A 12,259-nucleotide genomic window follows, 5' to 3' on the forward strand; every position below is an offset into this window, starting at 1 on the left:
GTCGGCGCTTCCGACGTCGTAGAGCGTGCAGATGTGAGGGTGGGTGAGCTGCGAGATCGCCCGCGCCTCGCGCTCGAAGCGGGCCTTCAGGTCCGGATCGTCGGTCAGGTGCGAGGGGAGGACCTTGATCGCGACGTCGCGCCCGAGCCGGGCATCCTTCGCCTTGTAGACCTCTCCCATGCCCCCGGCGCCGATGGGCGAAACGATCTCGTAGGGACCGAGGCGAGTTCCGGCCTGGAGTGTCATTGGGTGGCATCGATCATAGCGCGGCTCAGGTGAGGCGAAGGCCTTCGACCGAGAGGAGAGGGCGGGTGACAGGAACGGGTGAGCGCCTGCTACGGCGACGCGGTTCTCATCGCCCGCCTCCCGAGAACAGCACGATCGGCGAGGAGTCCGATTCGCCGACCCGAAGGACCGCGAGGAAGCGCTTGCCGTCGGGAGAAACGGCATACGGCCAGGAAGGGGAGCTTCCCCGGCCGCGCAGGGGGGCGTCGAAGATCGGACGCGGAGGGTCTGCCGAGAATTCATGCCCCGAAAGGTGAACCGAAGTCGTCATCAGCGTGCGCCGCCCGCTCGTGGTGCTCGGCGCGACGTAGAAGAGCTCGGTCCCGTCCCGGCTCCAGAGCGGCTCCGAGCCTCCCCCCGAAGAGACTCGCCACTTGGCGTCCGTCGCCGGAAAAGTCTGGACGTACACCTCCAGGACGCCCGATTCGTCGGAGCTGTACGCGAGGAAACGCCCGTCGGGCGAAAAGGCGGAGAACATCTGCAGGGAAGAGGACGGACGAAAAGGGACCGCCTTTCCATTTTCGGCGATCGGGAGGATCCAGATATCGGTCGAATCGCCTGCCGCTCCAACGGGCTTGCTCTGGCTGAAGCTCAGGAACCGGCCATCCGGCGACCAGCTTTCCGGGAACTTCCAGAGGTCGTTGGCGAGGAGGAGGCGGGCCGATCCCGATCCGCGGCTGTCCCGCTGATAGAGGTCGAAGACGCCTTTCAAGTCGGAAGCGAAGACGATCGACCGGCCGTCGGGAGAAAAGGCTTGAGCGGACGCCTGATCGGAGATGAGCGAAACGGCTCCCTGGGCGAGATCGATCGTCTGGACGAGAGAACGGTCGCGGTCGGGATCGAGCGAGTAGAAGGCGGCCTGGCGTCCGTCGGGCGAGAGCGTCACCGCGACGATCGCCCCGGGAGAACCGACCGTCCCGACCGGATGCCCCTGGCGATCCAGCCACGTCATCTGGTACTGAGACACGGCCCCGCCGCGGAACGCCAGCGTGCCGTCGGCCGCGAGCGCGAAGGCGGAGTACCCGTCGGTGTCGGGGTCGATCCAGACCTGATCGGTCACGGGCGTCGGCTCGCCCGAAAGGGCGCCGCGATCCGGGTCGAAAGGCTGGGCGAGGAGCGTCGTCCCTCGAAGAAAGTAGAGCCGTCCGCCCGAATAGAAAGCGCCGCTCGTGGCGTCGGCGATCATCGTGCGCTTTCCTCCGTCGATCGACGCCATTTCGAGAGCCAGCCGGTGCGGCGCGGTTGCGCGGCGGTTCATGAAGACGAAGTGCTTTCCATCCGGGAGAAAGCGCGGCCAGCGATGCGACACCTCTTTGGGAGACGCGGCGAGCGCCGTCACGGGCGTCACGGCGCCTCCCGAGGGAGAGACGCGAACGAGCGGGCCGCCGCCTTGCGGAGAAAAAACGATCTGTCCGGCTCCCCAGCTTCCTCCGCGGCTGTCGGCGGCATCGGCGAGAACCTGGGGAGGTCCGCCGGCGAGATCGATGCGCTTGAGCTTCCGGTCGGCGAAAAATGCCACCGAGCGGCCGTCGGGGGAGAAGAACGGCGCGCCCGCGCCTTCGGTGGCGGGAAGCGCTCGCGGCTCGAGGGAGTCGAGGTCGCGGACGTAGAGCTTCGTGCGCCCGTCCGGTCCCGCCGCGACGAAGGCGAGGCGCCGGCCGTCGGCCGAGATGTCGATCGACCCCGAGCCGATCGTGTTGGCGGGCGGAAGGACGTTCACCTTCATCGCTCTGGGCTCGGTGCGCCCGCGCCGGACGGCGATCCCGGCGAGGACGATCGACAGGAGGACGGCCGCGGCGGCGATCGCCCAGGGAAGGCGACGGGATCCGGGTGCCGCCGGAGCGGCGAGCGAAACGTCCGCCGGCGATTCGCTCTCGGATCGTGTGAGCTCGAGGCGCGCGTCGGCGATGTCGTGGAGGCGCTGCTTCGGGTCCTTCTGGAGGCAAAGGGAAAGCACCCGACGGGCGTTTGCGGGGAGTCCCGGCGGCAGCAACGCGAAGTCCGGCTCGTTCTTGAGCACCGCGGCGAGCACGTCCGAAACCGTTTCCCCTTCGAACAGCCGTCGGCCCGTCAGCATCTCGAAGAGCACGACGCCGAACGCCCAGACGTCGGCGCGCTTGTCGGCCTTCTTTCCGCGGGCCTGCTCCGGCGCCATGTAAGCCGCCGTGCCGATGATCATCCCGGCCTGCGTGCCGACGGAGAGCGTCGGCGAACGCGTGAGGTCCGGCGAAGATCCGCCGGGTTCGGCGTCGAGGGCCTTGGCGAGCCCGAAATCGAGGACCTTGACCCGGTCGTTCCCGCCGAGCTTGATGTTGGCGGGCTTCAGATCCCGGTGGACGATGCCTCGCTCGTGCGCGGCTTCGAGGGCCTCCGCGATCTGGAGCGCGATGGAGCGCGCTTCGTCGAAGGGGATCGGCCCGTCCTCGATCCGGTCCTGGAGCGTGGGTCCCTCGACGAGCTCGAGGACGAGTGCCTTGACGGCGGTGGAGTCCTCGAGTCCGTAGATCGCGGCGATGTTCGGATGGTTGACGGAGGCGAGGACGCGCGCCTCGCGCTCGAATCGCGCGAGCCGGTCCGGATCCCGGGAGACCGACTCCGGAAGCACCTTGATCGCGACGTCGCGCCCGAGCCGCGCGTCCCTGGCGCGATACACCTCGCCCATCCCGCCCGCGCCGATGGGCGAGACGATCTCGTAGGGACCGAGCCTGGTGCCGGAAGAGAGTGTCATGGGACGGCCCGGATCATAGCGCGGGGGGAGGGCGTGCGCGGTCCCGGCGCTCGAGGCGAGCCGCGTCGATCCGATGACGGCGCTCCGGTACGAGCCGGGGAGTCGCCGGCGCGCCGGCGACCCGGTCAGTACCTTCCGATCTTGTTCGAGAGCCGGAAGCTCAACCAGAAGCTCGTCCCGTCGCTGCACGAGGAGTTCGGATTGGCCATGCCGATCGGAAACGATCCGATCGCCGAAAGATCGGTCGCCTTGAAGAGGGACACGGTCGACGCTCCGAAGTTCGGCACCAGGATCCGCTGGCCGTCGAAAGCCGGCCCTCCGGGCTCGTTCAAGCCGTTCCGGTTGCCGTTGCCGGTCGAGAAGGTCTTGAGCACGGCGCCGTCGGACGCGCGGACCACCGTCAGCGAGTTGCCGCCGAAATTCGGGACCCAGATGTTGTGCCCGTCGAAGACCGGGATCGCGGGCGTCATGCCCACGTTCACGCTCAGCGCGATCGTACCGTCCGAGTTGAGCTTCTTGAGCTTGTTGTCTCCCTGGTCGGTCACCCAGATGTTCGAGCCGTCGAACAGGATCCCGGCGGGCTGGGAGAAGCCAATCGTCGCGGTGGAAAAGGTCCAGGTCCCCGGGGTGATCTTCGCGACCGAGCCGTCGAAGTTCGCCGCCCAGATGAAGTTCCCGTCGAAAGCGAGCCCGACGTCGTTTCCGAGAGTGCTGATGCGTGTGGTGACGGTCGTGCCCGGCTGGGTGGGGTCGATCTCGTAGAGGCTCCCATTCGGCATCGTGTTGCCGGCGACGAAGACCCGTCCCATCGCGATCAGGATGGAGATCGCGTGGGTCGCTCCCGTCCAGGTGTCGAGGACCTTTCCGTCGCTCGCCCGTACCCGGGTGACGGAGGCGTCGGCGTTGTTGGCGGTCCAGAGATCGACGCCGTCGCTCTCGACGGTCTGCGGCGTGTTGCCCACCGTGGTGAGGCCGAGGCCCTGGTCGTAGTGGGGCGTCGAGTTCCACCACTCCCGGAGAGCCGCCCGGCGGCTCCCTCGCGCGAGCGACTGGTCGAGCGTTCGCGTGACGAATGCCGTCATCTGTTCGCGCGTGACCGTCGCCGAGGGCGCGAACGTCGTCGCCGACGTTCCATTGGTGAGGCCGGAGTAGTACGCCTCGGCAATCTCGGCGCAGAACGTCGTGCCGTCCAGATCGGTGAATGGCAGCCCGAAGCTCGCGCAGCTCGCGATAACCCGAAAGCCGGCTCCGACGAAGAAGATCGCGGCCCATGCCGCGGCCATGCCGCGCAAAAAACGACGTGTCGCCATTGTTCGCCTCCTGAGCGAATTTTAGCCCTCGTCAGCGCGTTGGCCGGAATCGGGGGCGCGCGGGCGTGGACCTTCCTTCGGAACGATGGCGCGGCCATTCCCTTCGGGCAAGGGTCCGCGTCCCTTCCCGGCGTCGATTCGAGAATCGTGTACCGCCGAGCGTCCGGATCCTTCCCGGAAACGTCGGGGCGCAATCGGTTGAAACCCGATGGGTTCCTTCCGACGAGTATGCTTCGAAGGCAGGATGCACCGTCGAACTTTGCTCAAGGGCCTCGCGCTGGGCACCCTGCAGTGGGTCGTCGGCCCGAAGCTGAGGGCCAGCGCGAGAGAGAAGAAAGCGCTCCTGCGCCGCGTCCGGCCGGGGGACCCGCGATGGCCGTCGCCGGCGAAGTGGGAAAAGCTGAAGGCCGAGGTCGGCGGGAATCTCGTCGAGGTGAAGCCGCCGTTCGCCGCGTGCGCGAAAGAGCCGCAGGGCGCGGCGTGCGGCGAGGCGATGAAGAACATCCAGAATCCCTTCTTCATCGGGGACCAGCCGGGGGGAACGCAGGTTTCCGGCTGGCTCGACGCGTGGACGCCGCAGCCCTCCGCGTACGCCGTCGCCGCGCACGAGGCCCGGCACGTCGCGGCCGCGGTCGACTTCGCGCGCGAGAACGATCTGCGGCTCGTCGTCAAGGGAGGCGGGCACAGCTATCTCGGGACGTCGAACGCTCCCGACTCGCTCCTCGTCTGGACGCGGCAGATGAACGCGGTCACGCTTCACGACGCGTTCGTTCCGACGAATTGCGAGGGAAGGATCGCCCCCGTTCCCGCGGTTTCCGCGGGCTCGGGCGCCATGTGGATCGATCTCTACGACGCGGTGACGACGAAGGCGGGCCGCTACGTGCAGGGTGGCGGATGCACGACGGTCGGCGTGGCCGGTCTCGTCCAGAGCGGCGGGTTCGGCTCCTGCTCGAAGGGCTTCGGGACGGCGGCGTCCTGGCTCCTCGAAGCGGAGATCGTCACCGCCGACGGAAAGGTCCGCCTCGCCAACGCCGGCACGAACCCGGATCTCTTCTGGGCGTTGAAGGGGGGCGGGGGCGGAAGCTGGGGCGTCGTGACGCGCGTGACGCTCCGGACCCACGACCTTCCCCGGGACTTCGGCTACGCCGGGGGAAAGATCAAGGCGAAATCCGACGCCGCGTTCCGCGCGCTGATCGCCCGGTTCGTCGCCTTCTATCGAGAGAGCCTGTTCAACCCGCACTGGGGAGAGCAGGCGAAGGTCGGTTCCGACAACGTGCTCGACATCTCGATGGTCAGCCAGGGGATCGACGACGCCGCGGCGAAGGCGCTCTGGCAGCCGTTCATCTCGTGGGCGAAGGGATCGAGCGATTACACGGTCGACGACCTCGGCGCGGGGTCGATCGAGTCGCGGCACTGGTGGGACGTCGTCGCGCGAAGGAAGCGGGGGAGCACGTCGATGATCCCCGACGCCCGGCCGGGCGCGCCCGAGGCGCACGCCTTCTGGCGCGGCGACCAGGAGCAGGTCGGCGCGTTCATCCACGGCTACGAGTCGATGTGGCTGCCGCAGGGCCTGCTCGCGCCGGGGAGGCAGGCGGAGCTCGTCGACGCGCTTTTCGCGGCGAGCCGCCACAAGGAGGTCGGCCTCCACTTCAACAAGGGACTGGCGGGCGCGCCGGCGGAAGCTCTCGCCGCCGCGAAGGACACCGCGACGAACCCCGCGGTGCTCGACGCGTTCGCGCTGGTCATCATCGCCGACGGCGAGGGCCCGGCCTACCCGGGCCTCGCTCGCCCCGCGATGGACGTGGACGCCGCCCGCAAGGACGCGGGCGAGATCGACCGGGCGACGGCGGAGCTCGCGAAGATCGTCCCGAATGCCGGCTCGTACGTCTCCGAGAGCAATTTCTTCAACCGCTCGTGGCCGCAGGCGTACTGGGGAACGAACCACCCGAAGCTCCAGGCCGTCAAGAAGAAGTACGACCCGGACGGACTCTTCTTCGTGCACCACGGCGTCGGCAGCGAGGAGTGGAGCGCCGACGGGTTCGAGCGGACCGCGAAGGGGTGAGGGGGCAGGAAAGGAAGTCTCCGCCCCCGCCCGCCCATGCGAGCGGGGGCGTCGAAGTCACTCGCCTTCCTGGACCGGGGTGAGCTCGTCGGCGACGAGCCCGTGGGCTTCCTTGTGCACGGCGGCCGCAGCCTCCTTGCTCGGCGCGTGGACGAGGCAGAACACCTTTCCGGCGTTCTCATCGAACCAGTACTTGAGGTACTTCACCCCATGCTTGCCTTGGACCTCGAGGTCCCGTTTGTGGGCCCCGGCGACGGCCTCGGCGGTCAGTCCCTCGATGTGGTTGTGGACGTCCATGTAGAGCGGCATGGTTCTTCTCCTCTCCCGTCAGTTTGAGGGCATTCTACCGCCGTCTTTCGCGGAATACCGCTCAGATCGGCCGCGAAGTTGACGGGAATAAGACGGGGGCGCGGGAACCGCCCCATCCGATTGCGGGGTGGACGCCTGCTCCCGTTGGCCCGGCGTAGACTCGATGGCCGTGACCGAAACGCCGGTCCTGATCGTGGGCGCCGGGCCGACCGGGCTCGTCCTCGCGCTCTGGCTGACGAAGCTCGGGATCCGGGTCCGGATCGTCGACCGGGAAGCCGAACCCGGCACCACGTCCCGCGCCCTCGCGGTCCAGGCGCGCACGCTGGAGTTCTACCGGCAGGTCGGCCTCGCGGACGCGGTCGTCGCCGCCGGCGTCGAGGTCGACGGACTCGGGTTCTGGGTGAAGGGGCGGCTTGCGGCCCGGGTGTCGCTGAGGCGGATCGGCGAGGGGCTGAGCCCCTACGCCTTCGTGTTCGTCTTCCCGCAGGACGCGCACGAGAAGCTCCTGATCGAGCGCCTGCATTCGCTCGGCGTCTCCGTCGAGCGCTCGATCGAGCTCGCCGGCTTCACGCAGGAGGAACGCGGCGTCCGCGCGACGCTGCGCCGCCCCGACGGCTCGGCGGAGATCTGCGAGGCCGCCTACCTCGCCGGCTGCGACGGCGCGTCGTCGGCGGTGCGGAACGTCCTGGGCATCGGGTTTCCCGGAGGAACCTACACGGGGCGCTTCTACGTCGCCGACGTGGAGGCCTCCGGACCGGCGGTCGACGGCCGCGTGCAGGTCGATCTCGACGAGTCCGACTTTCTGATCCTGTTTCCGCTGAAGGGCGAGGGACGCGTCCGCCTCGTCGGCGTGCTCCGGGATCCGCCGGGCGGCGCCGCGGCCGAGCCGACGTTCGAGGACGTCGGGCAGCGGGCGATCACGAACCTGCGCCTCCGGGTCGCTCGCGTGAACTGGTTCTCGACGTATCGAGTGCATCACCGGGTCGCCTCGCATTTCCGGGACCGGCGGGTCTTCCTGCTCGGCGACGCGGCCCACATCCACAGTCCCGTCGGGGGACAGGGGATGAACACGGGAATCGGCGACGCCGTGAACCTCGCCTGGAAGCTCGCCGCGGTCCTCGGCGGGGCGCGCGACGATCTCCTCTCGACCTACGAGCTCGAGCGCATCGGGTTCGCGAGGCGCCTCGTCTCGACGACCGACCGCATCTTCGAGTTCGTGACGAAGCGCGGTCCGTTCGTGAGATTCGTCCGGACCCGGCTCGTCCCTCGCATCGTTCCGCTGCTCTTTCGCCTCGGCCCCGTTCGCCGGTTCCAGTTCCGGATCGTCTCGCAGACGGGCATCGAATACCGCGGGAGCCCGCTGAGCTCGGGCTCCGCGGGGAGCATCCGCGGCGGCGACCGGCTTCCCTGGGTGTCGGACGGTCCCGAGGACAACTTCGCGCCGCTCGCCTCGCTCCGGTGGCAGGTTCACGTCTACGGCGAGGCCCCGCCGGAGGTGGCCGACGCCTGCACCGCTCTCGGTATCGCGCTCTGCCGCTTCGCGTGGACCGAGGCCGCGCGCCGGGCCGGGCTCGCGCGCGACGCGATCTATCTCGTTCGGCCGGACGGTTACGTGGCGCTCGCGGAGAGTCGGGCCGATGGGGGGAAGCTCCGGCGCTATTGCGAAGAGCGAGGCCTCGGCCGGCGTTAGCGCGCCGATGCATGGAGTGAAAAGAGAAGAGCCCCCGGGCGGGGGCTCTCCAGAATCGTGTATTACCGAGCCGCGGGCTCGCGGACTACTCTCCGGTCTTCTCCGCCGCCTTCTGTGCCGCGGGTTTCTTTCCCTGCATTCCGCTCGGATCGTCCGCCGGGTTGACGTAGACGAGCTTGAACGGAGCGGGGCCGCTGACCTGAACGACCGTCTCGCCTTTCGCGAAGGCGAAGTGGTGCATGTGGGGCGGGATCGAGATGAAGCTTCCCGGGGGGAAGTCCTTCGCGCCGGCCTCGTCCATCTTGTCGCCCATTCCCGCGTGGAAGTCTCCCGAGATCACGGTCACGCGCTCGGTCGCCGGATGCCAGTGCGGCATGACCTTGTAACCGTCCGGCATCTTGAGGGCGACGGTGTAGTACCCGGTCCCGAACGGATTTCCCTCGAGGACCGCGAGCTTGGCACCCGGCGAGAACAACGGGGGAACGTCGCCCCACTTCATGTCGTCGGGCACGGCCATCGCCATCTTCGCGGCCGGCGCCGCCTTGTGGGCCATCGGTTTCTTCGGCTTCATCGGAGTCTCGTCGGCCGCCGAGAGTCCCGATGCCGCGGCGAGAACGACCGCGGTTCCCAGGAGCATCAGCTTCTTCATGGTTCCCTCCTCATTTTCGGGAATCGTATACCGGAGGTAACCTGCGTTGTCATCCCGGGCGGAGCGAGAGATCGCGGTCGCCGTCCTCCCGGACCTCGGTCGGCTTCAACCGAGGAGGCTCGTCGCTTCGCGCCTCGCCATCGCCGACGACCGTCCCCTCGCCGGCCCGCACGGCACTCCGAGAATGCCGCGCCGAGGCTCGGCCGGCAGAGCAATTGACAGGCGGATGCCGGGACCCGGGGGAACAAAATTCTCCGTTCTTCGTACCGTTCCAGCAGGAGGTAGCTCCATGCGCAGCGCTTTTCTCTTCTCCTGTGCCCTCCTGGCGGCGACGGCCGCGTTTGCCGAGACGAGAGTCGACGTCCGGGACGTCGTTCATCACCCCTTTTCCACCGACTTCGCCGCGGGGCATCGGCTGCGCCTCCACGTCCGGTCCGGAGAGATCCGGATCGTCGGCACCAACGAGAACCGGATCACGGTCGAGCTCTCGGGAAGGAAGGCGTACGACGCGGGAGACGTCCGGGTGCGCATGACCGAGAAGGACGGGGACGCCGTGCTGCGCATCACCGGCGGCCACAGGGACGAGATCACGACGACGATCCGCATCCCGCGGCAGACCGATCTCTTCGCGCGGATCCCGTTCGGCGACGTGTCGGTCGAGAACGTCGAGGGGAGCAAGGACATCGAGCTCCATGCGGGCGACATGACGATCGGAGTCGGGAATCCCTCCGATTATTCGCACGTCGATGCATCCGTGAACACCGGAGATCTCGACGGACGACCGTTCGGCGAATCGAAGGAAGGGTTTTTCCGGTCGTTCCGCAAGCAGGGGGACGGAAAGTATCGGTTGCATGCGCATGTGGGCGCCGGCGACCTCACGCTGAGGTAAAGGCGCGCCGATACATCGAGCCGGGCGGGCGCGTCCCGCCCGCGCCGCCCTGCGACGTACGCTCCCGGTACGCCTCGGGACGTCGCGGCCGGCCCGCATCCCGCCGGGCTCGCGTCTCGACGCGCCTCGCCGTTGCGCCAACCGAGACTCTTTCAGCCTTTCATCGCCGGCCGGTCCCGACGAACCCGTCTTCCGGCACGTCTGGCCGCGCCGTCACGTGGATCGGAGAGGACCCGCTCGCGTCTTGGTTCTTCCATCCATGAACCCCGCATTTGAATCAGGCATCGTGAAGCGGCGGTCGATACGATCTCGATCGATCGAGATCGACGCGATGAGCCGCCGGAAACACCTGGACGAGGTTTCCGCGACCGGCAGGACGGATGACGTGGCAGGCGTTCATCTCCTGATACTCCCGGCGGCTCGCGTGAGCGGGTCCCGCGACCGGGCTCCGCGGAAATCTCCCCGTCGAACCTGATCCTTCGGTCAGATCTTCCCCGGCCCCGAAAATGCATGCGGTTCTCCCGCGATTCGATGTCGAACTTGCCCGGCCCGTCGTCGCGCCTTCGGCCGCCGCGCCTCGCGAACAGCGGAGATCCCGGCCCGCGCGCGCCCCCTCGCCTCGGCCCCGGTCGATTTTCGTCCGCAAACACCAGGAAGGAGGAAACATGAAACGCCTGCTCTCTCCCGGAATCGCTTTCGTGCTGAGCCTGTCCGTGGCCGGGCCGGTTCTCGGCGCGGTTCTCAACCATCGCCTCTATCACCTCGGCGAGAGCGATCCCCTCGCTGCCGTCGGCCTGCCCGGGGACGACCCCACGATCGACAGCGGGACCGACGCCGTCGACGCGAGCAAGGTCGGCCTGGAGTTCTACGGGCCGGGGGTAACGGCCGCCAGCGCGCTCGCGATGGATTTCACGAACGTGGACTCGCGGTACGCCGCCCCGGCGGCCCTGCCGGGCATCGTCCAGGATTTCGGAATGGAAGCCTACGTCCTCGTCAGCCCGGGAATCGGCGAAGCTCGCGCGTTCTACAACGGAAGCGGGGGAACACCCTTCGAATCGTTGACGCGCGGCTACGGGCTGGGTGTCCACAACGGTTTCTACTCGGCCTTCGTCGGGGGAATGATCTTCATGACGGTTCCGGTGGTTCCGGGATCGCCGGTCGAGATGGCCCTCGTGGACCGGTCCGTGGCCGGCGGCACCGTGTTCGAGGTGTACGTCCAGCACACGCTCGTCCTGAGCATCCCGAATCTCCCCATCGCTCCGTCGCTGGCGACGGACGTCCTGTCGATGGGGAACTTCGTCGGGAACTTTTCGCCGCCGGTCTTCTCGGGCCGCCTGGACGAGGCGCGCGTCTTCACGTTCGATCCGGGCGCCTTCGACCCGTCGATCGATCTGGGAGCGGCCGCGGCCGCGTTCGCCGGAACGCCCGGGCAGGCGAGCTGTCACGGCGCGAGCATGTCCGCTCTCGCGCGACAGTTCGGCTGCCTCGACGCTGCGGCATCGGCAATGGGTTTCCCCAGCGTGCAGGCACTCCAGGAAGCCGTTCGGGAGTTCTGCCGGCAATAGGCGGCCGCCGCCGGCGCCGGGCTCCCGCCGGCGCCGGCGTCTTCTCGTTCGGGAGGCGGAGCAAGAGAAGCTACGGCTTCTTCGCGGTGATGCTCGACATCCGGACCGGCTCGACCCCGAAGTTCTCGATCGCCAGCGCGTTGGTTTCCTTGTTGATCGAGATCGCGGTCGCAGGCGCGAGCTTGCCCACGCCCTTTTCCCCCTTGGGAAACCGCATCTCGGCGATCGAGAAGTCGTAGTAGCGGGAACGGGTCGGCGTGACGGCTTCCTTGAACTGGATCATGCGGTTGGTGGCGATGACGACGCGCCGCGTCCCGTCCGGGAGGTCGGTCGAGCGCGCGTACTTGAGCTCGTACGCCTGAGAATTCGCCAGGCGGATGTACCCGACGCGCTCGCCGTGCTCGAGGGCCTCGATCAGGGCGGGCTGTCCCTTGTCCCGGAGGATCGTGAGGTAGTTCTCCCGCTCCGCGTCGGTCGACCAGCGCTCGATCCCGACGATGATCGTTCCTCTTCCCTTTCCCTGGAGATGGACGCCGAACCCGGTGAACCTCTCGAGCTCTTCCGCGGAGGCCGCCCCCCCGGACAGGAGGAGAGCGAGAGCCGCGAAGACGCCGATGACGAGATGTCGTTTCATGACTTTCCCTCGATGACGGCCGGATCGTCGCGGTCGATTTCCGGCGACCGCGATTCGACGGTCACGAGGAAATTATCGGGAGGGCGAGGAGTCCCCGCCATTGGACCTTGGTCCCAGGGCGGCCACCGCCGCGGGACG

The 12,259-nt window shown here is 68.2% G+C and carries 10 protein-coding genes; 4 read left to right on the plus strand and 6 right to left on the minus strand.

Annotated features, from left to right (window positions below; genetic code table 11):
- The 3 genes from VFS34_08740 to VFS34_08750 all read right to left on the minus strand — a co-directional run.
- A partial coding sequence (locus VFS34_08740) for a protein kinase (GenBank protein ID HET9794534.1) occupies window positions 1-246 on the minus strand: 246 nt, incomplete at its 3' end.
- Between the two features lie 106 nt (window positions 247-352).
- Window positions 353-3,013 carry a protein kinase gene (locus tag VFS34_08745; protein HET9794535.1) on the minus strand — a complete coding sequence of 887 codons (2,661 nt, stop codon included), beginning with the start codon at window positions 3,011-3,013 and terminating at the stop codon, window positions 353-355.
- Window positions 3,014-3,138: 125 nt separating this feature from the next.
- Window positions 3,139-4,296: an S-layer homology domain-containing protein gene (locus tag VFS34_08750; GenBank protein ID HET9794536.1), complete on the minus strand. Its 1,158-nt coding sequence runs from the start codon at window positions 4,294-4,296 to the stop codon at window positions 3,139-3,141.
- Between the two features lie 271 nt (window positions 4,297-4,567).
- On the opposite strand from VFS34_08750, the gene VFS34_08755 reads away from it, so the two are divergent.
- On the plus strand, window positions 4,568-6,385 hold the full coding sequence (locus tag VFS34_08755; protein ID HET9794537.1) for an FAD-binding oxidoreductase: 1,818 nt from the start codon (window positions 4,568-4,570) through the stop codon (window positions 6,383-6,385).
- Between the two features lie 57 nt (window positions 6,386-6,442).
- Here the strand turns inward: VFS34_08755 and VFS34_08760 are convergent, their stop codons facing one another.
- On the minus strand, window positions 6,443-6,694 hold the full coding sequence (locus VFS34_08760) for a DUF4242 domain-containing protein (protein ID HET9794538.1): 252 nt from the start codon (window positions 6,692-6,694) through the stop codon (window positions 6,443-6,445).
- A gap of 169 nt (window positions 6,695-6,863) precedes the next feature.
- Here VFS34_08760 and VFS34_08765 point away from each other — a divergent pair, with 169 nt between their 5' ends.
- Window positions 6,864-8,384 carry an FAD-dependent monooxygenase gene (locus VFS34_08765; GenBank protein HET9794539.1) on the plus strand — a complete coding sequence of 507 codons (1,521 nt, stop codon included), beginning with the start codon at window positions 6,864-6,866 and terminating at the stop codon, window positions 8,382-8,384.
- Between the two features lie 85 nt (window positions 8,385-8,469).
- Here the strand turns inward: VFS34_08765 and VFS34_08770 are convergent, their stop codons facing one another.
- The gene (locus tag VFS34_08770; GenBank protein HET9794540.1) at window positions 8,470-9,033 is read right to left on the minus strand and encodes a cupin domain-containing protein; all 564 of its coding nucleotides are present in this window, start codon (window positions 9,031-9,033) and stop codon (window positions 8,470-8,472) included.
- Window positions 9,034-9,322: 289 nt separating this feature from the next.
- Between VFS34_08770 and VFS34_08775 the strand changes: the two genes are divergently transcribed.
- Window positions 9,323-9,922, plus strand: a complete 600-nt coding sequence (locus VFS34_08775; GenBank protein ID HET9794541.1) for a hypothetical protein — start codon at window positions 9,323-9,325, stop codon at window positions 9,920-9,922.
- 665 nt (window positions 9,923-10,587) lie between these two features.
- A complete protein-coding gene (locus tag VFS34_08780; GenBank protein HET9794542.1) occupies window positions 10,588-11,487 on the plus strand; it encodes a hypothetical protein in 900 nt (299 codons plus the stop codon).
- A 70-nt stretch (window positions 11,488-11,557) separates the two neighbouring features.
- On the opposite strand, the gene VFS34_08785 is transcribed toward VFS34_08780, so the two are convergent.
- A complete protein-coding gene (locus VFS34_08785) occupies window positions 11,558-12,121 on the minus strand; it encodes a hypothetical protein (GenBank protein ID HET9794543.1) in 564 nt (187 codons plus the stop codon).
- Between the last annotated feature and the right edge of the window lie 138 nt (window positions 12,122-12,259).

It is taken from the genome of Thermoanaerobaculia bacterium (genome assembly GCA_035717485.1).
Lineage (GTDB): Bacteria > Acidobacteriota > Thermoanaerobaculia > UBA5066 > DATFVB01 > DATFVB01.

Coding starts and splice junctions, on each gene's coding strand:
- VFS34_08775 (HET9794541.1), top strand. CDS start 9,323: ATGCGCAGCGCTTTTCTCTTCTCCTGTGCCCTCCTGGCGGCGACGGCC.
- VFS34_08785 (HET9794543.1), bottom strand. CDS start 12,121: ATGAAACGACATCTCGTCATCGGCGTCTTCGCGGCTCTCGCTCTCCTC.
- VFS34_08780 (HET9794542.1), top strand. CDS start 10,588: ATGAAACGCCTGCTCTCTCCCGGAATCGCTTTCGTGCTGAGCCTGTCC.
- VFS34_08770 (HET9794540.1), bottom strand. CDS start 9,033: ATGAAGAAGCTGATGCTCCTGGGAACCGCGGTCGTTCTCGCCGCGGCA.
- VFS34_08760 (HET9794538.1), bottom strand. CDS start 6,694: ATGCCGCTCTACATGGACGTCCACAACCACATCGAGGGACTGACCGCC.
- VFS34_08755 (HET9794537.1), top strand. CDS start 4,568: ATGCACCGTCGAACTTTGCTCAAGGGCCTCGCGCTGGGCACCCTGCAG.
- VFS34_08745 (HET9794535.1), bottom strand. CDS start 3,013: ATGACACTCTCTTCCGGCACCAGGCTCGGTCCCTACGAGATCGTCTCG.
- VFS34_08750 (HET9794536.1), bottom strand. CDS start 4,296: ATGGCCGCGGCATGGGCCGCGATCTTCTTCGTCGGAGCCGGCTTTCGG.